This window comes from Alkaliphilus peptidifermentans DSM 18978 (assembly GCF_900101495.1).
In the GTDB taxonomy this organism is placed as follows: Bacteria; Bacillota; Clostridia; order Peptostreptococcales; family Natronincolaceae; genus Alkaliphilus_C; species Alkaliphilus_C peptidifermentans.
This window is the reverse complement of sequence record NZ_FMUS01000033.1, coordinates 18,449-42,727: the sequence shown is the minus strand read 5'-3', so window position 1 is coordinate 42,727 and position 24,279 is coordinate 18,449. Positions and strand designations below refer to the sequence as shown.

The 24,279-nt window shown below is 34.5% G+C and carries 18 protein-coding genes; 2 read left to right on the top strand and 16 right to left on the bottom strand.

All coding sequences use genetic code 11. From position 1 onward, the window contains the following. Positions 1 to 2: 2 nt before the first annotated feature. From BLP68_RS18710 to BLP68_RS18640, 15 genes are all read right to left on the bottom strand, one after another. Entirely contained in the window at positions 3 to 416 is a 414-nt protein-coding gene (locus tag BLP68_RS18710; RefSeq protein ID WP_091546953.1) for an acyl-CoA thioesterase, read from the bottom strand. A 216-nt stretch (positions 417 to 632) separates the two neighbouring features. Then, a complete protein-coding gene (gene pyk / locus BLP68_RS18705; protein WP_091546951.1) occupies positions 633 to 2,390 on the bottom strand; it encodes a pyruvate kinase in 1,758 nt (585 codons plus the stop codon). 15 nt (positions 2,391 to 2,405) lie between these two features. After that, on the bottom strand, positions 2,406 to 3,365 hold the full coding sequence (gene pfkA, locus BLP68_RS18700; protein ID WP_091546949.1) for a 6-phosphofructokinase: 960 nt from the start codon (positions 3,363 to 3,365) through the stop codon (positions 2,406 to 2,408). A gap of 86 nt (positions 3,366 to 3,451) precedes the next feature. Next, entirely contained in the window at positions 3,452 to 3,643 is a 192-nt protein-coding gene (locus tag BLP68_RS18695) for a hypothetical protein (RefSeq protein WP_091546946.1), read from the bottom strand. A 209-nt stretch (positions 3,644 to 3,852) separates the two neighbouring features. Further along, the gene (locus tag BLP68_RS18690; RefSeq protein ID WP_091546943.1) at positions 3,853 to 7,311 is read right to left on the bottom strand and encodes a DNA polymerase III subunit alpha; all 3,459 of its coding nucleotides are present in this window, start codon (positions 7,309 to 7,311) and stop codon (positions 3,853 to 3,855) included. Between the two features lie 217 nt (positions 7,312 to 7,528). Further along, the gene (mocA, locus tag BLP68_RS18685) at positions 7,529 to 8,167 is read right to left on the bottom strand and encodes a molybdenum cofactor cytidylyltransferase (RefSeq protein WP_091546941.1); all 639 of its coding nucleotides are present in this window, start codon (positions 8,165 to 8,167) and stop codon (positions 7,529 to 7,531) included. Beyond that, positions 8,164 to 8,934: a selenium cofactor biosynthesis protein YqeC gene (yqeC, locus tag BLP68_RS18680; RefSeq protein ID WP_176759108.1), complete on the bottom strand. Its 771-nt coding sequence runs from the start codon at positions 8,932 to 8,934 to the stop codon at positions 8,164 to 8,166. Before yqeC ends, mocA begins: the two co-directional genes overlap by 4 nt. A 98-nt stretch (positions 8,935 to 9,032) precedes the next feature. Then, entirely contained in the window at positions 9,033 to 9,377 is a 345-nt protein-coding gene (locus BLP68_RS18675) for a PilZ domain-containing protein (RefSeq protein WP_091546936.1), read from the bottom strand. Between the two features lie 203 nt (positions 9,378 to 9,580). Continuing rightward, positions 9,581 to 9,886: a protease complex subunit PrcB family protein gene (locus BLP68_RS18670; RefSeq protein WP_176759107.1), complete on the bottom strand. Its 306-nt coding sequence runs from the start codon at positions 9,884 to 9,886 to the stop codon at positions 9,581 to 9,583. 136 nt (positions 9,887 to 10,022) lie between these two features. Further along, positions 10,023 to 13,064: an ATP-binding protein gene (locus BLP68_RS18665; protein ID WP_091546932.1), complete on the bottom strand. Its 3,042-nt coding sequence runs from the start codon at positions 13,062 to 13,064 to the stop codon at positions 10,023 to 10,025. A 167-nt stretch (positions 13,065 to 13,231) separates the two neighbouring features. Then, positions 13,232 to 13,849, bottom strand: a complete 618-nt coding sequence (locus BLP68_RS18660) for a cyclodeaminase/cyclohydrolase family protein (RefSeq protein ID WP_091546929.1) — start codon at positions 13,847 to 13,849, stop codon at positions 13,232 to 13,234. Then, positions 13,836 to 15,119, bottom strand: coding sequence for an imidazolonepropionase (hutI, locus tag BLP68_RS18655; RefSeq protein ID WP_091546928.1), 1,284 nt, complete (start codon positions 15,117 to 15,119; stop codon positions 13,836 to 13,838). Before hutI ends, BLP68_RS18660 begins: the two co-directional genes overlap by 14 nt. Positions 15,120 to 15,124: 5 nt before the next feature. Next, entirely contained in the window at positions 15,125 to 16,021 is an 897-nt protein-coding gene (gene ftcD / locus BLP68_RS18650; RefSeq protein ID WP_091546926.1) for a glutamate formimidoyltransferase, read from the bottom strand. 55 nt (positions 16,022 to 16,076) lie between these two features. Further along, positions 16,077 to 18,107 carry a urocanate hydratase gene (locus tag BLP68_RS18645; protein ID WP_091546924.1) on the bottom strand — a complete coding sequence of 677 codons (2,031 nt, stop codon included), beginning with the start codon at positions 18,105 to 18,107 and terminating at the stop codon, positions 16,077 to 16,079. Positions 18,108 to 18,132: 25 nt separating this feature from the next. After that, on the bottom strand, positions 18,133 to 19,812 hold the full coding sequence (locus tag BLP68_RS18640) for a formate--tetrahydrofolate ligase (RefSeq protein ID WP_091546922.1): 1,680 nt from the start codon (positions 19,810 to 19,812) through the stop codon (positions 18,133 to 18,135). A gap of 1,156 nt (positions 19,813 to 20,968) precedes the next feature. Between BLP68_RS18640 and BLP68_RS18635 the strand changes: the two genes are divergently transcribed. Both BLP68_RS18635 and BLP68_RS18630 read left to right on the top strand, forming a co-directional pair. After that, entirely contained in the window at positions 20,969 to 22,282 is a 1,314-nt protein-coding gene (locus BLP68_RS18635; RefSeq protein WP_091546921.1) for a chymotrypsin family serine protease, read from the top strand. Between the two features lie 102 nt (positions 22,283 to 22,384). Further along, entirely contained in the window at positions 22,385 to 22,885 is a 501-nt protein-coding gene (locus tag BLP68_RS18630; RefSeq protein WP_091546919.1) for an immunoglobulin-like domain-containing protein, read from the top strand. Positions 22,886 to 23,107: 222 nt separating this feature from the next. Here the strand turns inward: BLP68_RS18630 and BLP68_RS18625 are convergent, their stop codons facing one another. Then, positions 23,108 to 24,160 (bottom strand): HD-GYP domain-containing protein, encoded by a 1,053-nt coding sequence (locus BLP68_RS18625; protein ID WP_091546917.1) that lies wholly within the window; start codon positions 24,158 to 24,160, stop codon positions 23,108 to 23,110. Positions 24,161 to 24,279: the final 119 nt, after the last annotated feature.

Below are 24,279 nucleotides of genomic sequence, written 5' to 3'. Positions count from 1 at the left end.
CCTCACTGACAATATTCCACTAATTTTTCGTAGCATTCCGAGTAATATTTTTTGAAGTTTATAGGCTTAAAGTCTGTAGTTACAAAGGCATGGGTTGTTGTACCTTTGGCTAAAAGCTTATTATCATCCTTTCTATAAAGGTTATAGGAAAATGTAATCCGCACTCCCTTAATCTCTTCTACAGTGCTTTCTATAGTAATTACATCATCATATTTTGCTGCATCTATATATTTACAGGAAACATCTATTACAGGCAACATTATATTGCTTTTTTCCAGTTCCTTGTATGAATACCCAATTTCTTTAAGCAAAGTTGTTCGTCCAATTTCAAACCAAGTAAAGTAATTACCGTGATATACTACACCCATTTGATCTGTTTCTGCATACCTTACAGTTATTTCACTACGACTTTTCATACTATTTTCCTCCTATGGTTTATTATATACGTAGTACCTATAAAATAATTCGACTTATAATATGTTTTTCCCTGTTATTATTAAAACAAAATAAAAAGAACTTACTAAATTGTAAGCTCTTTAAGAGGAAATAAGGGGGAAGACTATTTATGATGCTATTTTATGCTTCCCCCTCTTCAATTGTGATTAAATTTTTAAAAATAATATTTTATTATATTAAAGAACTCTTGTTTTTCCACTATAAATTAATCCTGTAGCAGAATCAACTGTAACAATATCTCCATCCTTAAGCTTATATGTGGCACCTTCGGCACCTACCACAGTAGGCTTTGAAAGATTTAGTCCAACAATGGCAGCGTGGCTTGTTAGACCTCCTTCTTCTGTTATAACTGCACCTGCTAATTCCATTAGAGGAACAATCTCTTTATCTGTGGCCCTTGATACAAGAATATCTCCCTCGTTAAACTGAACAGTAGCATAATTATTATCATTGACAATAACTACTCTTCCTGTAGCAGCTCTCTTGCCTACTCCCATTCCTGATACTAATACGTCTCCTACTATATGGACCTTGATTAAATTTGTCGTTCCAGTAAAGCCAACGGGAACTCCAGCAGTTATAACTACCAGGTCGCCTCTTTTTATTAGTCCCTTATCTAAAGCTCCAGCAACAGCACCCTCAATAACATCATCTGTTGATTGCATTACTTCAATAAGAACTGTTTCAACACCCCATGTAAGAGTTAGTCTTCTTCTAACTCTTTCTGTTGTTGTGGCAGCAATTATTGGTGCCTTCGGCTTGAATTTCGAAACCATTTTTGCAGTATATCCTGAGGATGTGGCGGTTATAATGGCTGAGGCCTCTAGATCACTTGCAGTATTGCAGGTTGCGTGACTAATTGCATCGGTAACAGTAATTTCTTTCTCTATAGATTTGCGTCTTAGCAGTTCGCGATAATTAATAGCTGCTTCTGTACGGGTTGCGATATTTGCCATCATCTTTACTGCTTCAATAGGGTACTTACCTGCTGCAGTTTCACCTGAAAGCATAATTGCATCTGTTCCATCAAAGATTGCATTGGCAACATCAGTAACCTCTGCTCTAGTAGGTCTAGGGTTTCTTATCATTGAATCCAGCATCTGGGTAGCAGTAATAACAGGCTTACCCGCCTTATTACAAAGCTGAATCATTCTCTTCTGTGCTAAAGGAACCTCTTCTGTAGGTATTTCAACACCTAAATCTCCACGTGCAACCATAATACCATCAGACACTTCAATGATTTCCTCTAGGTTATCCATGCCTTCTTGGTTTTCAATTTTAGAGATAATATGTATGTGCTCTGCTCTATTATCTTCAAGAATTTTTCTAATAGCTAACACATCACTGGCTTTTCTTACAAAGGAAGCAGCTATAAAATCAATATCATTTTCTATACCAAATTCTATATCCTTCTTATCCTTTTCTGTAATAGCCGGCAAATTAATTTTAACCCCAGGTACATTTACACCCTTATGATTCTTTACAATACCTGAATTCTTTACTAGACATTCTATATCGGTGTCATTTATCACTTTTGTAACTTCTAGCTCAACAAGTCCATCATCAATTAAAATTGAATTGCCTTCTGTTACATCCTTTGGAAGTCCGGTATAGCTAACATTACATATATCTTGATTACCCATAATATCTCTTGTTGTTATAATGAATTTTTGACCTTCCTGCAATGTCACCTCTGGCTCTGAAAACTTTCCTGTTCGAATTTCTGGCCCCTTAGTATCTAATAGTATAGCAACTGGTACCTTTAGTTCTTCTCTTACTGCCTTAATGTTTTTAATCCTTACAAGGTGCTCTTCATGGTCTCCATGTGAAAAGTTTAATCGTGCAACATTTAAACCACTCTTTACTAGTTCCTTAAAAACATCTTTATTTTCGCTGGCGGGACCAATTGTACATACAATCTTAGTTTTTCTCATTTCTAATCCTCCCCTTTAAATTGAAAGTATATTAGCTAAATCATAGGTTTTTTGATGAAACCCATCTGTTTGCTTAAACACATCTACAAAGTCTACATCAATTATCTCTAATCCGTTTATCCCCAATGCTCGATTTTTCTTACCTTCCAACAATAATTCAACTGCCCGTGCCCCCATCTTACTTGCTAGAATTCTATCAAAGGCAGTTGGACTTCCTCCACGCTGTATATGGCCTAGAATAGTAACGCGTGTTTCAATACCTGTCTTTTCTTCTATTTCCTTACTTATTTCCATGGCACCGCCTACACCTTCAGCCAATAAAATTATACTATGTAGTTTTCCACGATTTCTTCCTTTTATCAGCTTACTGCAAACTTGATCTATTTTAAACTCCACTTCTGGAACAATAATGCTTTCAGCACCTCCTGCAAGTCCAGCATATAGAGCTATATCACCACAATGTCGTCCCATAACTTCAATAATATTGGCTCTACCATGGGAGGCGGAAGTATCCCTTATCCTACCAATTGCATCCAACACTGTATTTACAGCTGTATCAAAGCCTATCGTATATTCTGTATATCTTAGATCATTATCGATTGTACCTGGCAAACCAATAGTTGGAATTCCTAGTTCATTCAGCTTCTGTGCACCTTTAAAGGAGCCATCGCCACCAATTACAACTAGTCCATCTATACCGAATATATTTATAGCATACATGGCTTTTTGTCTTCCTTCTTCTGTTAAAAACTCTTCACTTCTAGCAGTTTGAAGCATAGTTCCACCACGATGAATAATGTCAGCAACAGATGAAAGGTTCATTTCCTCCATATAGCCCTTTATTAATCCATGATAGCCCTGTTTAACCCCTACTATTTTGCAGCCATTATAAATACCACTTCTTACAACAGCACGTATGGCAGCATTCATTCCCGGTGAATCTCCCCCACTTGTTAAAACTCCTATAGTTTTCATCCAATAACCTCCTATTGTCCTGTATGGACATTTTTTGTCCCATTAGTGGTGTTGATGTCCCACTTAGAATTTAAAGCAAAAAGCCCTTAGTAGCCTCTTTGCATTAGAATATTGTGTGCCTCTTCAACCTCTGATCTTGGCACAAGTACTTCACAAATTCCCTCTTCATTGCTTTTACTTATGGGTTTAACTTTTACTAAAAAGCCCTCTTCAACTAATATATTTTGTAGATTTTCCGCGTCCTGTTTTGTGTTTGCCATATATACAACTGTCCACATTTCTAATTGCCTCCTTTATACTGTAGCTCATTTACGGATAACCTGAAGTTTAGTTTATTTATTCTAGTATATCATTGCCTAGATTACTGGTAAATAATTATATTATTAAAAGTATAATTCATATTATAACATATACCTTAATTTTTTATCTATATAAATAAGAATATAAGTAATAATAACTTCAAAATGCTGTTGGCGGGAGAAATGCATCAATCAACTATGATGCAATCTCCACCAAAGACTTCTCTTAGTTTTTCCAACAACTCATCATCTAATTTAACCCATAAGTTTCTTTGGGCACGAAGAGTTTTATTCTTATTTTTAAGGACTATATATATTGGTACATTTCCTTGATATTTTTGTAGAACTGGTTTTACTTCCTCCAGTAGTTTCAATTTTTCTTCGTTATTTATAATTATTCTTAATTTATTTGCTTGTTGCTTTATTAAAGGCCTAATAATATTTACTAGTATTTTGGGAGTCTCCTCCTCTTTAAAGTTTAAGGTCCCCTCCATTATAAGGGCCTCATCCTCCTCAAGATATTTTATAGATCTTGTATATACCTTTGGAAATACAATGCATTCAATGGTACCAAAAAGGTCCTCAAGGGTAACAAAGGCCATCATCTGATTATTTCTTGTTGTTTTAGTACTCTTTTCTATAACGATGCCTCCAACTTTTACAATATCTCCATCTTTATACTTGCACTCCTCCGGATGCTCCACCATTTCCACTAAATCGTTACTGGACACTGTAGTATATGTTTTAAGCTCCCTCTCCAGCTCTGCTAGAGGGTGTCCACTTACATATAATCCGATTACTTCCTTTTCCATACTCAGTTTTATTTTATCGATAAACTCTTTCATATCAGGTAATAAATCATCTATAGTAACCGACATGTTTTCTGAGGCTTCAAAAAGTCCTATTTGACCTTGAATGTTTCTTTTTCTATCTTGATTTACTCCCTCTAATACCTTTTCAAATATTGCCAATAGCTGCGAACGGTAGGCACCAATACAATCAAAGGCTCCACATTTAATTAAGCTTTCCACTGCTCTTTTATTTAAGTCCTTTGATTCTACTTTTTGACAAAAGTCTGTAAAGCTACTAAAGTATCCCTTTTCAACTCTAGCATTTACAATAGAGCTTATCATATTTATTCCTACATTCTTTACAGCGGTTAACCCAAATCGTATTTTTCCATTTTCAACAGTAAATTTGCTAAAGCTTTGATTAATGTCTGGCTTTAGAATTTCAATGCCCATTTTTTTACAATCCTGTATGTATTGTGCCACCTTTGTTGAATTACCCATTACACTTGTGATTAAAGCAGCCATAAACTCTACAGGATAATAGCTTTTTAAGTAGCCTGTTTGATAAGCAAGCACTGCATAGGCAGCTGCATGGGATTTATTGAAGGCGTAGTTGGCGAATTCAATCATTTCATCATATATTTCGTTGGCAATTTTTTCTGGTACTCCATTACGTATACAACCAGGTAGTTCGACATTTCCTGTTTCGTCAGTCTTACCATATATGAAGTGTTTTCTCTCCTCCTCCATAACATCCATCTTCTTTTTACCCATTGCTCTTCGAACCAGGTCACTTCTACCATAGCTATAGCCAGCTAAGTCCCTAACCACCTGCATAACCTGCTCTTGATAAACCATACAGCCGTAGGTGACATTAAGGATAGGCTCAAGCTTTTTATGCTTGTAGGTTATTCTTCTCATGTCATTTTTATTTCGAATATATTTAGGTATTGAGTCCATTGGTCCTGGTCGATATAAGGAAATTCCTGCAACAATGTCCTCAAAGCAGTTTGGCTTAAGCTCCTTCATAAACTGAATCATACCTGTACTCTCCAGTTGAAACAAGCCTAGTGTATCTCCTCTACTTATTAATTCATACACTTTAGCATCCTCATAATTACAGTTGGAGAAGTCTACTCTGATGTTTTGATTTTTTTCAATTAGGTCTATTGCATCACTTATTACAGTTAGTGTCCTTAAGCCTAGAAAGTCCATTTTCAATAGCCCTAATTCTTCAAGGGTACCCATTGTGAATTGTGTAGTAACACTATTATCATGCATATATAATGGTACATATTTATCTAATACATCCTTGGAAATAACCACACCAGCAGCATGGGTTGATGCATGTCTTGGAAGCCCCTCTAATTTTTTTGCCATATTAATTAAGTAGCTGGCTCCTTCGTCATCATTAACCATTTGCTTAAGAATAGGGTTAACCTCTAAGGCTTTATCTATTGTCATACCTATTGCAAAGGGTATTTGCTTTGCAATTTGATCAACCTCATTATAGGGCATATTAATAACTCTACCAACATCTCGTATTGCTGCCCTTGCAGCCATTGTACCAAATGTAATAATTTGAGCTACCTTTTCTTCCCCATATTTTTTCTTTACATAGTCTATTACTTCTTCTCTTCTCTCGTAACAAAAATCAATATCTATATCCGGCATAGATACCCGCTCTGGGTTTAAAAATCTTTCAAAAATCAAATTGTATTTAACGGGATCAATATCTGTTATTCCTAAAGCATATGCCACTATACTTCCAGCAGCACTTCCTCTACCTGGTCCCACAGGAATATCATTATCTCTGGCATATTTTATAAAATCCCATACAATTAGGAAGTACTCTGTATATCCCATACTCTCAATAACCTTAAGCTCATAGTCTAAACGCTCCTGTAACTCCACGGTTACTTTTCCATATCTATTGATTAATCCTTCACTACAAAGATTCCTTAGGTATTGATCAACAGTAAAATCTTGAGGTATTCCATACTCTGGTAAATGTATAGTATTGAAATCGAAATCCACCTTACATCTGTCTGCAATTTTCACGCTGTTCTCCAATGCTTCAGGTGCATAGGGAAATAATTGAGCCATTTCATCTGGTGTTTTTAAGTAAAACTGATCATTAGGAAACTTTAGTCGCTCCTCATCCTGCTGTGTTTTACCAGTTTGTATACAAAGAAGAATGTCGTGGGCTTCTGCATCCTCTTGATACACATAATGACTATCGTTGCTGGCTACTAACGGAATGTTGGTTTCTCTACTTAATTTCACAAGCTGTGTATTTACCTGCTTTTGCTCTTTAATACCATGATCCTGAAGCTCAAGATAAAAATTAGATTCTCCAAAAATACTCTGTAAAGACAAAGCTAATTCCTTCGCTTTGTCATATAAACCCCTTAATAAATATTGTTGAATATCTCCAGCTAAACAGGCACTTAGGGCAATAATACCACTACTATGGTCCCTTAATGTCTTATAATCAATTCTCGGCTTATAATAAAAGCCCTTGGTATATCCAATAGAAACTAATTTTATTAAGTTCTGATATCCTTCATTATTTTCTGCCAGCAGCACTAGATGTCCTTGATTTTTATCCATACTGGGATCTCTATCGGTAAGGCTTCTTGCTGCTGTATAAACCTCGCATCCTATAATAGGCTTGATACCTTTTTTGATTGCCTTTTTATAAAAATCTACTACCCCAAACATAGAACCATGATCTGTAATAGCAACAGCATCCATTCCCATTTCTTTTACACGATCCATCATTTTATCAATGGTAGTAAATCCATCCAGTAAGCTATATTCAGTATGTACATGAAGGTGTACAAATCGATTCATAATTTCACCTCATTCTTTGGGGTATATATATAACTATATCAATTTAATGACATCATTTCAATTTGGGATATTCAGACAAAAACCAAATACAAAAAATGATAAATGTTGAATGTTGAATGTTGAATTGTTGTAAAAATTTGCATGCAAATTTCTTTATTTATAAACATTGCTTTAAAAAATGTAAGGGCCGACGACCCTGTGGAGCCGTTCTTTAATTCTACATTCTACACTCTTCACTCTTCACTTCCTCACTCTTCATTCTTAACTCTTCACTCTTCACTTCCTCACTCTTCACTTCCTCATAGTCTTTTTCCGTATCAATGTCTATTCCTATCTTTTCATCCTCTACTTCTAAAAATTTAACCTCATGTTGTAAATCCTTAAAAAGACTTCTACCACCCTTATCTCCTTCGACTTTCATCAGCTGCGCCTTCAGCTTTGAAGAAAACAACACTGGATTCCCTTGTTTTCCTCCATAGGTTGGTATAATAATAGAAGCTTGGCTATATTTGTATTCATTTATAACTCTATTTATCAGGTCTGAAGTAATAAAGGGTTGATCTCCAACCATAAAAAGATACCCCAGTGAATTGGCCTTGGTTGTATTTACTCCAAGCTTCACAGCAGCGCTTTGTCCAGCATGGGCCATGGTATTAAAGACAGATTTTATTTGATATTTATCTGCTATTTTTTTAATTTCAGGACTCCTATAAATTATAATGACCTCATCTAAATCAGAATTATTAGCTGCCTGAATTACCCTTTCAATTAGAGGTATACCCTTAATATTAATAAGTAATTTGTTTTGATTAAATCTTCTTGAAAAACCAGAAGCCATTATAATACCACTAATCAATTAAAATCCCTCCAAAATTTAATGTCCTTCTCATACTTCATGCTACCTATAATAATTCTTTTGAATAAAGGGGCATTATCCTCAAGGAGTCTTATTATTTCCCTTCCAGCTTCAAATCCTTCTCCTTCACCCTTATTAAGGAGCACATATCCTTGACAGTTACTACTGGGAATGTTCTTAAATAACCCTTCTGGGTGTGTTATTAATCTAGCAGCAGTACTTGGCATAATAATATCACCTATATTAGCTTCGACAATTCTGGTGAACTCTTCGATGCGATGTACAATATCACTGTTAATTTCCATAAATAAAGCATCTAATCCGATAACTCCTATATATTTAGTGGTACTTGGGGGTACAACAGGTTCGTGTTTGGCTGGTGCTTTGATAGGCCTTCCTTTAGAGCCATCCGCCTCTACAAGAATAACGTCAAAGATTTTCATATTATATATTTCCTCCAGCAGTATAGGGTTAACCCCCAACAGCTTTCCCTCCTTGGATACTGAGCTTCCTAAAAGATAAATTTGCCCTTCCTTAATAGAATATAATTGTTTTAAATCATTTTGATCAGTTAAAAATATTTCATCAAATAATTCATTATTGCTTGGGTAATAAATAGCTGTGGTTGTAGTTACCAGTATCTTTTTATCTATTTCCTTAAGTTTAGTGGCAAGAGAGAACATTGTAGTTGTTTTCCCTCCGCCTCCAACAAAGGAAATCATTTCACTAAGGGGATTAACCAACTCAAATCCCATTAAAATATCCATAATCCTCATCCTTATCTAATAATTAAATTTAATAAAACCACACAGAATTTTTCAAAAGAACTGTGTGGCTTTTTTTAACTGATTATATTATTTAGGCACTATTTTTTTATTTCTTCACTGTATTCATCAACCGATTTACTTAGAATATCTGCTAGTCCAATAAATTCACAGCCTACAAAAAAAACTTTATCAACGGCTTCAATTCTTACTATTTTAAGTACACAGTAAAAATACTTTTTTTCTGTAAGCTCAATTTTAGCATCAAAATAGTAGTCTATAGGAAGAGCTTTTTTACACTTAAAACCAATACCTGTTTTAGATATGTTTACAACCTCTATACCTTCATTAATGTCATCTATTACAATATTATCCTGTTTAAACAAAGAGGTTATATTAAGCTCCAGATTCAATGGAAGCCTTTCACTTCTTCTTTTTTCTAGCATATCCTTCACCTGCCTAATTCTATATTTATTCCTTTTTCTTTATTATAATATAATTAAACAGCTTTTGCTAAGCATTTAGATAATCATGTGTGATATTTAATTATTAATGTTACTCCCAGTTATATATAATACAACTATATATATACATCAACATTATTCTAAAATTTAAGAGCCAACCCATAATAATATAGGTTAGCTCTACTCTATTGCTTACTTAGTTTTACTTGATAATTATCTTGTAGTTTTTCTACTTTTCCTTCCCAGATGTCAGAGGGATATGATATCACTTGGCTATATATGGAATCTGGATCAGGGTAAACTTGACTATATACTACGTTAACATTATTTTCTTCTAGCTTAACTTCTTTTATTTTAATTTTATAACCCCGGCTAGGCTTTTCTCCCCAATAAAGCTCAACTTTGATTTTATCAGGTGCAGTTTTTATAACTTTGTAGGTTACATCATCATTTTTATCTGTACTTGTACTTCGAGGTTCTGTAAATACCATTTTTTCCCCTCCCATTAATTATTTAATTAATTTAATTTTTATTATAAGGGATTTCAATTAATAGTAATATTTTTATGTTTTACTAGTGAATCAGTTTATCTATATTCCTAATTCAAAGTTAATATGACTATTATTCTTATTTTTTCAATATCTTTAAAATTTCGATTTCATAGCATTCGTTTACCTGTTCTAGATAGTATATCCCTTTATCACAATATTCCTGAAGGGACTTTGCAAGATGGTTTTTAAACACCCTTTGGAGTTTTATGTTATTACTCATGTTAGTTTTAATTTCTGCCTTAACTCTGTAGACTAGCCCAATTTCGTATGGACTCTTAAGCTGCTGACTATAAGATTCTGCACGGATGAGATTCTCTAATGCAGTTTTGTAATTACCTTCCCTAATATATAACAAAGCCATATAACCCTCTGCTATAGCCCTTCCCCACGGTACATCGAATTGATTGTATAGGATAAGACCATTTTTAAAATAGTTCTTGGCTCTTTCGTAGTCACCCATGTCAAAGGCCGCCTGCCCTGCATTGGTATTGAAAATTGTTAACCCTCTAGAAAGCTTCATTTTCTTACACATAGTCATAGCTTTATCGTAGTATTTTAAGGCACTAGAAAAATTCATATTATATCTTCTTATTTCACCTAAATAATTATAAACACCCGCAATATTTAGAGCATACTTATCATCATACTTGCTTATATCATTAAAAAGGTGAATGGCCTTCTGTAAAACTTCCTCTGCTGCCTCATAGTCAATTGTCATTATTTTGTTTAAGCCCTTGAGCCTAAGGAGAATTGCCTTCTCCAGTCTGTTATCATTTTCCTCTGCTAAATCCAATGCCATTTTAAGGTATCGTTCCATCAATTCATTGTTATGGGTTTGTATTCCATAATAGACCATCTGTCTATATCCCTTTAAAAGGAATTCATGATGGAGATTTTCATTAGCTGTTTCTATCATCCTCAAAATAAATCTCAATCCTGATTCATAGTCTCCCTCTCTGATCAAATATCTACCCTTCATATGAAAAAATGCAATTTCTAGCTTAACAAATTCTTCTGATGGTCTTAGGTATTTAGCTTCTTTTATAGATGTCTCTATTTCATTGATTACCTCTATTGCCTGTTGACTAGACAGGTATAGACTAGACTCTTTAATATAATAGCTTTCGTTTATAATGGGAAATAACTCATGACTGAAATCCAAATAAATATCAGTGTTTAAAATTTTATATTTCAATGCCTTTATTAAATTACTACTATTAGTAAAATGATAAATAAGTTTAGAGTATACAGTTATATCCCTTTTTCCGTTTATTAAACCGTCTTCAAGAATTTCTCCTATAATATTATGTAAAAGCCTCTTTTTAGCTGGCGATTGATTTATATAAATATAATCTCTCAGCTTTTGATGGGTGAATTGATAAATAATCTCATCATGAACTACTGTTTCCTTAATAAGATACCTGTCCTGAAGCTCCTCAATTGTTTCAATAACTTCTAATTCATCTTTTCCTAATGCCTTCGCTAATATTTCAAGTGACACATTATCAAAAAACACCGAAATAATGTCAATTAGTTTTTTTCCATTAACCGATAAATTTATAAATCTACTCTTTATAACATCTTGCATTTTAACTGACATTTCATCTAAGTTACGGTTTTCCTTTAATGCGTTTAAGTATTCCACTAGAAAAAAAGTATTTCCTTCGGTTTCCTCATATATTTTATGTTTGAGTTCTTGTGATAGTTGATTAGGCATTACTGAATTAATAAACTCCTCCACCTGATTCTCTGAAAAACGTTGTAACATAAGGGTTTCCATCAGATTGTACCTACTCATTAAAGTAATAAAATCATCAATTCGTGCAGCATATTCATTTCTACATGTCCCAAGGACTATTAACCGTTTATTTTTATTATTTAGTAAAAGGTGCTTCAATAATAGTAGACTCATATTATCCATCCACTGCATATCTTCAAATATAAGAATTATTTTTTTCTTATTGGCTAATTTACCAAATAAACCCTGTACTGCATCCTCAACCAGCTTAAACTGCATATTATCTAACTCTTCAATGGTGGTCATCTTATTATACAAGACATCTACATCAAATATGGGAAACAAATAAGCTATTATGTTTTTCCACACATTTGGGATATCAATGGCTTCTTCCTTAATAATATTGGCAAACTCCATAAAAACAGAATTCCAAGGCTTTAAGAAATAACTTTCTTCAGCTTGATAACAATTTGCGCTAAAAATAAAAACCTCGTTTTTATCTATGTTATCAAAGAATTTATCCTTTAGAACTGTCTTACCTATTCCTGCTTCTCCAATTAGCATTATAGACTTGTTAAAGCTTCCCATAATAAAGCTATTATGATTTTCAATTAGCCTATTAAGCTCTAATTCTCGACCATAAAAAAAATCATTGGAAGTATGATTAATTTTTGATTCTTTTAACTTTCTAGCCTTAAGCAGGTCTTCAAACAATTTCTGACTCTCGATATCTGGTACTATTCCCATTTCTTTATCTAAAGTTTTCGCCAGCCTATTATAAATATCAATTCCCTTATTATAGACTCCCTCAACTAAATATTGATTAAGTAGTATTTGATATGCCCTTTCATCGAAGGGATCAGCATTAATAAGGAGTTTAGTATAATATTCAATTTTTTCAAGGCTTAGGTTTGATTTGTTATCTAACAAATTATATAACAGTGAAATGTACATATCTTTATAGGCTTCTCTGGTGTTTATCATCCACTCTTCAAAGCTTTCTCCATCCTTTAAGGAGAATCCCTGCAAAAACTCACCGGTATAAAGGTCTATTGCTTCTTTATTTTGCTTCAAAAAAGCTTCTATATCTATATTAATTTGTATATCAGGATTTAACATTATAATAGATTTTCGAGGTGAAATTATTATATCCATATCGAAAATTTTTCTAATTTGATACATAGCATTTCTTAGATTTTTCTTGGCAGTCTCTTCTGGAGTTTCTCCCCATAATAGATTTACCATTTCATCTCGAGTTGCTTCTTTTTTACATAGCAAATAATAGAAGAGGGCCTCTGCCTTTCTAAAAGGAAATAAAATTTTCACTTGATCCTTTGTAACAGTTGGAGTATTAAAGAGTTTTACTTGAATTAAACTCATTTATCCAACCCCCCTTTACAATCTTAGCTATATTATATATTCTGTAAACCTTTTTGGAATCCTTCATCTCAATATGTACTGGTACACAAAAACCCCATTTTTTATATAACATTCTAATTATATAAAAAAAATAGCGAAGTGTCACCTTCGCTACTTTTTATTTAAATCTATAAAACTACTTTATCTAATATTTGCTTTTCTAATTCAACAGCCTTCTTTTCCAGCTCGTTAACCTTTTGATTAACATCCATAACAAAGACTTCATCCTTTATTGATAGAACATTTATTTTTACATTATATAGGGCAGACAGCACTGCTGTTCTTGCCATCATAGCAGCTACAGCGCCATCAGTAACAGCATTTTGATTTCCACTTTCTACAACAGTTTCTATTATTGACATTATTTTCAAAGCTTCCTCTGCAACCTCTAAAGGTACCAGTGCTGCTTTTTTAGTAGCCTCTTGAATGGCTTTCTTTCTTGATACTATTTCTTCATCTGTTTCCTTTGGTAGCTTAAAGGCATCCATTACTTCATTAAAAGAGTCTGCATCTCGGTCGATATCATCTATAAACTTATTTCTAAGGTCAGAAGTCTTCTCTTCTATTTCCTTCATCAACTCTTCAACCTCTGCATACTTTTTCTTTCCTATAGTAAGATTAGCAACCATCCCAGTAAGGGCCGCAGCCGTAGCACCACACATAGCAGCTATACTTCCTCCTCCAGGAACTGGTTTATTTGACGCCGTCTCCTCTAGAAACTCTTTAAGGCTCTTATTTGCTAACATTTATATAACACTCCTTTTCTTTATCAAAAACAAGTATACCATTTTTCACAACCTTCTCCACCGTGCTGACACCGATATGATATGGAATGAAATGATAGGAAGGAAACTCTAGTATAATTACATCTCCTTTTTTACCTACATCCAAGCTTCCAATAGTATCTGCCATATCTAGTGCAGCTGCACCATTGATGGTAAAGGCAGTTATTGCTTCCTCTGTTGTCATTTTCATATATAGTGTTGCTAAAGCAAAAATTAAAGGTATTGACTCTGTAAAGCAACTTCCTGGGTTTAAATCTGTAGCAAGGGCAACTGCATTACCGTTATCAATCATATATCTAGCCCGGGCATAATTTTCCTTTAAGCTAAAGGCTGTTCCCGGTAGAAGGGTTGCAACTACTCCTTTATCCCTCATTTGTTTTAATCCTTCGTCTGATGCCTGTAGTAAATGATCCGCAGAAACTGCACCTAGTTCTGCTGCCAGCTCTGCGCCTCCAAGTTGTATTATTTCATCTGCATGTAGCTTAACCTTCATTCCAAGCTCTTGAGCTTTTCTTAATAGGCGTCTAGACTGATCTACAGAGAATACTTTTTTTTCACAAAATATATCACAAAAAGTTGCCAGTTGACCTTCTGCCACTATCGGTAGTACATCTTCAATCATAAAATCAATAAATTCATCTTCTTTACCCTTATATTCTGGTGGAACTGCATGAGCTCCTAGGAAGGTTTTAACCACGTCTATTGGATGGTTGTCATCTACCTCCGTCATAACTTCTAGCTGCTTTATCTCAGTATCAAGGTCAAGTCCATAGCCACTCTTCCCTTCAACGGTTGTTACTCCAAAGGAGAGCATAGAGTCTAAACGTCTCATTGCAGCATAATATAACTCTGCTTTAGTTGCTGCTTTAGTTGCCTTTACAGAGCTAAGTATACCTCCACCACGCTCCATAATTTCCATGTAATTGTCCCCTCTAAGACGCCATGAAAATTCTTCAGCTCGATAACCACCAAAAACTAAGTGGGTGTGTGAATCTACAAAGCCTGGTAAAACTGCCTTTCCGGTTGCATCAATAACTTGGAAATCCTTTTCATTATATTTCTTTATTATGTCTTCTGTTTTACCAACAGCCTCTATAACTCCATCTCTTATAACTACTGATCCATCATGTATGACATTTAAGTCTGCCATTTCTTTTCCAAATTTAGCATGAGAGCCACTGCAGGTGACCACTTCGCTGGCTCCTTTAATTAAAATGTTGCCTTTTTGCATCTTTATCACTCCATTATCCTAGTTTCTAAGACTTGTTCCATTGAAAAGTCCTCTACCCCTAGATAATACACAGCTGTGTCTATTAATGCCTCCATTGGCAGTAAACCAATGATTTCACTTCCAACAATATTAACACCATACCGTTTTGCCTCAATTCTAATCAGTTCAAAAACCCTATATAGAGCAGTTTTTGTGTAATCAGTCATATTCATAGAAACTTGAACAATTCCACGTTCCTTAAGCTCTATTCCTATGGCCTTACAATATCTAAGCCCTCCACTTAAATATCGCACATTCTTAGATATCTTATTGGCTATCTCAAGATCATCAGTGGCTAAATTCACATTAAAGGCTACCAGTGGCATTCTGGCACCAATAGCTGTAACTCCAGCTGTTTCATGGGGCATATCAGGACCGAAATCTGGCTTCCATTCTGGTTGCTGTAGTTTATCCTTCATACCTTCATATTCGCCTTTTCTAACCTTTGCAAGGTTCTCTCTTTCTGGAGTAGATGCTGCCTTTTCATATAAGAAAATAGGTAAATCATACTTATCTGCAGCTTCCATAGCCACTTCTTTAGCCAGTTCAACAGCCTCTGTCATGCTAACATTCTTTACTGGTATAAATGGAACCACATCTATTGCACCCATACGTGGATGCTGACCCTCATGACTCCTCATATCAATTACTTCAATTGCAACACCCATTGCCTCTACTATAGCTACTTTAAGTGCTTCTGGCTCGCCTACTACTGTAACTACAACACGATTATGGTCTTCATCTCTGCTGTAATCCAACAGCTTAACTCCATTTTTTCCTCTGAAGGGATTTACTATTTTTTCTATTTTATCAAGATCTCTACCCTCGCTAAAGTTTGGAACACATTGAATTATTTTTTTCATCGCAATTAGCCTCCCTTTATTTTTTGTCTGAGGTGTTGTTTTTGTTGTAAGAAATTTATTTATTTTTTAATGCTTCTTCTATCACATCTTTTATCAATGAATCATTTGGAATATATGGTAATGTAATGTGGCTATCGTTATTAGAATTTTGATTAAATTCTATGCTGGTGCTGATTGAGTTCTCATTCCTTGCCCAAGCTCTTCTTGCAACTCCACCCATTACATCCCATGGCATTGCAGTTTTTAAAATAGTATCTACTCTTTCACTACCATCTAAAACCATGCCGAATCCACCATTAATTGATTTTCCTATTCCGACACCCCCGCCATTATGTAGGGCAATTAAACTCATTCCTCTGGCAGCATTACCAGCAAAGCACTGGGTAGCCATATCTGCCATAACATTACTTCCATCCTTTATATTGGCAGTTTCGCGGAAGGGTGAATCTGTACCACTTACATCATGGTGGTCTCTTCCCAACATAATTGGTCCAACTTCACCATTTCTTACCATTTCATTAAATCTTAAAGCAATTTTTGTTCTTCCCTCTGCATCCTGATAAAGAATTCTAGCCTGAGTACCTACAACCAATTTATTTTTTTCTGCATCTCTAATCCAAACATAGTTATCTCTATCCTGACCTCTTCTTTCTGGATCAATGCAATCCATTGCCGCTTTATCTGTTCTAATAAGGTCTTCATGGTTGCCGCTAAGACAAACCCATCTAAATGGACCATATCCATAGTCAAACAATTCTGGCCCCATAATGTCCTCTACATAGGAAGGAAAGATAAATCCATCCTTTTCATCAATGCCATTCTTTGATATTTCCTTTACTCCAGCATCATACACAGCCTTCATGAAGGCATTACCATAGTCAAAGAAATAGGTACCATTCTCAACCAGCTTCTTAATTAGATCAAAATGTTTTCTAAGGGATTCATCAACCAATTCTTTAAATCTCTCTCGATTGGTTTTTAACATATTTGTTCTTTCATCAAAAGATACACCCTGTGGACAATAGCCCCCATCGTATACCGCATGACAAGAGGTTTGGTCTGATAATAATTCAATTTTGATATTGTTATTTACTGCATATTCTAGTAAATCTACTATATTACCTTCATATGCTATAGAGATTGGTGACTTCTTTTTTCTGTATTCTTCAACAATTTTAAATATCTCACTTAAATCATTTGAAGTTACACTAACCCATCCCTGCTTATGTCTTGTTTCAATACGAGAAGGATCAACCTCTGCAATGATACCAATACCATTTGCTATTTCTACTGCCTTTGGTTGAGCACCACTCATACCTCCTAAGCCTGAGGAAACAAATAATTTGCCCTTTAAATCCTCCTCCTGACCTAAGCCAAGCTTCAACCTCCCTGCATTAAGTAAGGTATTAAAGGTACCATGAACTATTCCCTGTGGACCTATATACATCCACCCTCCTGCAGTCATTTGACCATAGTTTGCAACTCCCATTTGCTCTGCAATATCCCAATCCTTTATATTATCAAACATACCAACCATTAAGGCATTGGTAATAATAACTCTTGGACTTTGGCTGGATGACTCGAATAGTCCCACTGGATGTCCGGATGAGATGACTAATGTCTGCTTATTAGTTAACACTTCTAAGTATTTCTTTATTAATCGATATTGCATCCAGTTTTGACACACTCTACCGGTTTCTCCATAGGTAACTAATTCATAGGGATATAAGGCCACATCAAAGTCTAGGTTATTATCTATCATAACTTGAAATGCTTTACCTTCTATACAATTTCCTTTATATTGGTCGATTGACTTTGCTTTAATATTACCCTCTGGACGGTATCGATAACCATAAATCCGTCCCATAGTCATTAACTCCTCCATAAATTCCTGAGCTAGTACTTCATGATGCTCCGCCGGAACGTATCTCAAAGCATTTTTCAAAGCTATTTCCGTTTGAGCTGGTGTCAATTTAAATCCACGGTCGGGGGCCCTTCTAATACCAGCAATGAATTCAGGCTTATTGGGTAGCTCATTATCAAGCTTAATTTTCATAGCCTCATTAATCATTTTATTACTTACCATAATGTTTCTCCCCTTTACACTCAAATTAAAATAAACCTGTTATTACACCTTTTTCATCAATGTCCATTCTATCAGCAGCAGGCACTTTCGGTAAGCCAGGCATTGTCATAATATCGCCTGTTAAACACACTATAAACCCTGCTCCTGCTGAAACCTTAACTTCCTTAACAGTAATTTTAAAGCCCTTTGGAGCCCCCAGCAGTGATGGATCATCCGACAAGGAATACTGAGTTTTAGCCATGCAAATTGGAAGCTTATCTAAACCCAGCTCTTCAAGCTTTTTAATCTCTTTCTTTGCTTTTCCAGTAAAGATAACTCCATCTCCACCATATATCTCCGTAACAATTGTATTAACTTTATCTGGGATAGAGTCTTCAATATTATATAAAGGCTTATAGTTAGAGGCTTGATTTTCTACCATGTCCACAAGTACCTTGGCCATATCACTACCACCTTCGCCGCCTTTAGCCCATACATCATTTAATGCTACATTTACTCCAGCTTCCTTACAAAGGTTTATCAATAAATCTATTTCTGCATCTGTATCATTGAAAAACTTGTTTACTGCCACCATTACTGGCAAGCCAAATTTACCAATGTTTTCAACCTGCTTAGAAAGGTTAACAAATCCATTTTTTAGTGCATCTAGATTTTCTTCTCCCAGCTCTGCCTTGCTAACACCACCATGCATTTTTAATGCCCTAATAGTAGCAACAATTACAACAGCAGCCGGCTTTAAATTACCATATCTACATTTTATATCTAAAAACTTCTCTGCTCCTAGGTCTGCACCGAAGCCCGCCTCTGTAACCAAATAATCTCCAAGCTTCAACCCTAGCTTTGTTGCTATAATACTATTGCAACCGTGGGCAATATTAGCAAATGGACCACCGTGGATTAAAGCAGGTGTATTTTCTAAAGTTTGTACAATGTTGGGCTTAATAGCATCTTTTAATAGTAATGCCATTGCTCCATGAACATTTAAGTCAGATGCTGTAATTGCTTTGCCTGTTCTACTGTAGGCCACAAGCATTCTTCCTAGCCTCTCCTTTAGATCCATTAAATCATTGGATAAGCATAATACTGCCATAACCTCTGAAGCAACAGTAATCATAAAATTATCCTGTCTAACAAATCCATTAGGCTTTCCTCCCATTGCTACAACCACTTCTCTTAGGGCTCTGTCATTCATATCAAGAACTCTTTTCCAAACAATTTGTCTAGAATCTATATCAAGGCTATTTCCTTGATGGATATGATTGTCAATGGCTGCTGACAACAGATTATTAGCTGTTGTTATTGCATGCATATCACCTGTAAAATGAAGGTTAATATCTTCCATAGGAACTACTTGAGCATGACCTCCACCTGCAGCTCCACCCTTTACTCCAAATACAGGCCCTAAGGAAGGCTCTCTTAAAGCTATAAATGCTTTTTTACCGATTTTATTCAGGGCTTGTCCTAGGCCTACTGTTGTAGTTGATTTTCCTTCACCTGCAGGGGTAGGATTAATTGCTGTAACTAAAATAAGCTTTCCATCAGGACGATCCTTTAGTCTATCAAAAATACTTAAGTTGATCTTTGCTTTGTATTTTCCATATAGTTCAAGCTCGTCCTCCTCCACATTCCATTCATTAGCAATTTCAGTAATTGGCTTTAACTTAGCCTGTTGTGCAATTTCGATGTCGCTTAAAAATTTTGCCATTTTCATCATTCCTTTCGTTTATTTTTATTTTTTTTTATTCTTTTTTATGGACTGACAATAGGTATAAATCCAACACTTTTTTATTAATTATCTTCACTCTTAATTCTTAATTCTTAACTCTTCCATTTTCCATTTTCCATTTTCAATTTCTCTTTTTCTTTTAATTCTTAATTCTTAATTCTTAGTTCTTAGTTCTTAATTCTTAACTCTTAACTCTTAACTCTTAACTCTTAATTCTTAATTCTTAACTCTTAACTCTTAATTTATTCTTCATACTTCATTACTTTTTTATGCTATTATCTTATCCGATTTTAATTATATCAACCTACCGTCTGTATTTCGTCTAATTTTATGAATTTTTACTTTTTTATTTATTTTACAACACAAAACAGATGGCAAGTGCCATCGGACTGTTGAAAATCCTTCATTTTCTTCGTTGCTACAAAAACCCTGCACCCTTACGCATACCAACTAGATGCTAGATACGAGATGCGAGAGAGGAATTAAAATCTTTTGCTCTTTTGATTAATCTCAATGTATTCACAATATTACGTATTGCTAATTTCCAATTCAGTATTGCAATTTAGGAAAATAATACATATAATACATATAACTGTAATAAATGGAATTATATTGTATTCGAAAATAAAATAGGAAATTAAAGATAATATAAAAAAGGAGGGATAATTATAAAATATTAATGATTACTTAATACGAAAGGAGGTAATTGAAAAGATTAAAGAGTGAGTTTTAAAAACAATAATAAAAGTTATATAAAGAAGATGGAAGACAAATTGATGTTTATTAATAGAAAGGCTAAAATAATGACTTTCTTATAGGTGTCCATAATCTTATTTAACAACACCTTTTGAAGAGGAAAAATTGTTTCGAAGGTTACTGAAGAATAAAGTTATAGTTATTGAAGATACTGACAAACCTTTACTCGTCGAAGCTGAGCTTTTTTATTAGTTTTATAATATTTAACATAAGGTGTATAATAAAAACATTTTATACATTATGAGTTGGGCGATTGTTTTGCTCTAAAAAACTAATTTTACACGTAAAAAATGGAGGGCATAAGAATATAGAATTGGTTTTGTGGGATTTGTGGAACTCTCAGCCACCTAAATATAAATATTGAAAAGGAGTGGTTTTTATGAAAAAAGGGTTATTATTACTGGTACTATGCTTGAGTTTTGCTTTTTCATTTTTTGTTGTAGCACATGAGAATGATTTAGATGTAGTAGATAATACATCAATAGTTTTAGATATACACAAAATGACTACAGAAGAGTTAGAGTTTTATGAGAAATCCATCGCACAATATGATGCTGTCATTTTTTATGATAAGCTTATAAGTTCCTTTATTGACCTATATGGAGAAAAAGACGGACAACCTGCGCGTTATCCTGAAAATTATGCAGGTGCATACGTAAACGATGACGGAAAGTTGGTAATCCAAATTTCCAGCACAGATGATCAAAATATTATCAATGCACAGGTTCTTCATGATTATTCTGTTGGCGTTGACTTGAATAAAATTAAAGAGAAGGATACCCAGTTCAAAGCTGAGAGTATTGAGGATGTAGTTGTATTTGAGCAGGTAGCTCATTCACTAAATGATTTGAATGGCATGCTAATAGATTCAGTAAACTCAGTAAACAAGCTAATTTCGGTAGCAGGATATTATGTAGACACATTAAATAACTCTGTAAACATAATTTTAGAGCAAGACGCATATGAAATAGCGGTTAATACTATTGATATTTACAAAGATATCAAATCTGATTATAGTAAAGAAGTACCATTAGTGTTTGAAACCGGTGAAATAAATGAGCCAAGTTATCATCATTTGGGAGGTCAAGGATATTATTATCATGGTTCAGGAGGAGGTACAACTCTTGGCTTTACTGGATGGTATAATGGAACGCGAGCCTATTTGACTTGTGGGCACACATCGGCTTTCAATACAGGTGATACAGCTAGATATAGTAATACTGCAATCGGAAATGTATCCGCCAAACAGTGGGCACATAATGGTAATGGTGATTGGGGAATTGTAAATTTAAATAGTGGTGAGACAATATCTGGACTGATCAAACAGAACCATTCAGGGACTGTTGTAGGTAAGATCAAGGGACGTGTAAATTCTGTGCCAGTAAACACAATTGTATATAGATTTGGACATAAAACTCAAGTATGGTCGACTTTAAGAGTAAATGCGGTTAATGTGTCAAAGGCTTGGAAGGATACTCCATCTGACTCGAATTATACCATAAGAGGTCTTGTGAGATGCACACTGCAAATTGGTTCAGCATCACAACCTGGTGATAGTGGAGGACCTTTTGTTATAGCGAATGGGAATGATTATTCTGCTATAGGCACCACAACAGGAGAGAGTGGTGGCTATACATATTATAGTCCAATGAGTCATGTGCCAACCAACTTTGCTGTTGAAATTGGTTACTAATTTTATTAGCTTTTACTGTATAAGAAAGATGAAATATCATGTTGTGAAGCTTATGTATTCGTGACGTACTTATATCGCCTGAGCGGTGGAATGGAGGCAACAATGAAAAAAGTCATTAGTTTAACACTTGTTTTTGCGATAATGATTGTATTGGGAATCGTTATTATAAAAAACATTAAGGAGGCAACTGTTACGGATAATATCAATGATTCTACAAATGGCTTGCAACCAACTAGATTTCTGCCAGAACAAATGAACACCCTTGAGGGAGTATCTTTTATACACGTAGAATACTATAACGATGCTAATACGATAAAATGGACACTACAAAACAATACAAGATATACTATTTACTATGGAGAAGGTATAATACTTGAAAAAAATCATAATGATGAGTGGTACGAAATACCGTATTCTGGAAAAGTTGGCTTCACCAGCATTCTGAATTACCTATCGCCCTCCAACTCGATAGAAGTTAGTCTACCAATGAGTACATGGGTAGCTGTTTCTGCGGGTAAGTATCGAATTGTTCTTGAAGTATCACCACAAGAACATAGCAAAAATCTGTACCCAATAAGTGCATATTTTACGATTGATCAATAGAGTGAAGGTAATCAGGTTATAACAAATCGAAAAAAATTTAAATCTAAAGAGGCAATAAAAAAACCTTTCGTCCCTTATATAAAGGGACGAAAGGTTAATCAATTTATATCAACCTACCGTCTGTATTTCGTCTAATTTTATGAATTTTTACTTTTTTATCCCATAACGCAAAAAAAGATAGCAATCGCCATCTCTGGATCTATTGATAAAGTCTTGAAGTTTTTATAAAACCTTCTTGATACCATTATTGAGGTGTTTTTTTAAGTCTATTATTTTATTAGGTTTATTTATTTGATGTATAAAGCTGTTATTCACTCTTACTATAGGACGAGTTGGTAAATCATCATTTCGTTCAATAACAACTCCCCTCTCACCGGATTCTAGTTGAACATTAGTACCAATTGGATATATAGTGATATGTTTAAGAAAAATCTTAATTATATCATAGTCAAACTGATGATTACCCAATGCAATTAAATATTCCAGCGCATAGTGGGAGGTTATTCTTTCTCTGTATATTCTATTAGATGTCAATGCGTCAAATACATCACATATAGCAACAATACGTGCATACTCATGTATTTCCTTTCCCTTTAATCCATGGGGATAGCCCGTTCCATCGAATCGTTCATGATGATCTCTAACAATAATACAAGATTCCTCTGATATTCCTTCAATCTCTTTAACAATATTGTAGCCTTCAATTGAATGCTTTTTTATCTCTTCGTACTCACTTCCTGTTAATATCCACGGCTTTTTTAGTATGCTAGAAGGTATCACAACCTTACCAATATCATGAAGCAATGCTCCAATGCCAAGATCCTCCAGTTGCTTTCTAGAATACTCAAAGGCTACACCTATAACCAGGGAATACACACACACATACAAGCTATGATGAAATGTATAGTCGTCTATCCCTCTTATATCTGTCATATACAAAAGTATATTTTTTTTACTTAGAAGTCGTGTTACTATATGATTTACTATGTCTTTTATTTTACTGAATTTTTCATTTTCAAAATAGTTAAAGTCCTTCATAATCTTCTCTATGTCTCTTAATGCTTCTCTAGCTGTTTCCTTTGATATGATTTCTGCATAATTTGTCTTTTTATCCCATTCAATATAAATATACTCAATGCCATAGTTTTCAAGCTTTGATATATATGTCTTCTTTAATATATTCCCTTTATCAATTAATAGCTTTCCATCGTTATTGTATACTGGTTTAGCTATGCACATGCCAATGTCTACTGAAGAAAGATGCATTCTTATCATCAATTAACCCCCTTGCTGTCGAATAAGCATAAATAAATTATAGATGAAATAGCATTTAACACTTTATTACATATTTCCACAATTTATACTAAACTCCTGTTTATTTATAGTAAATTTTC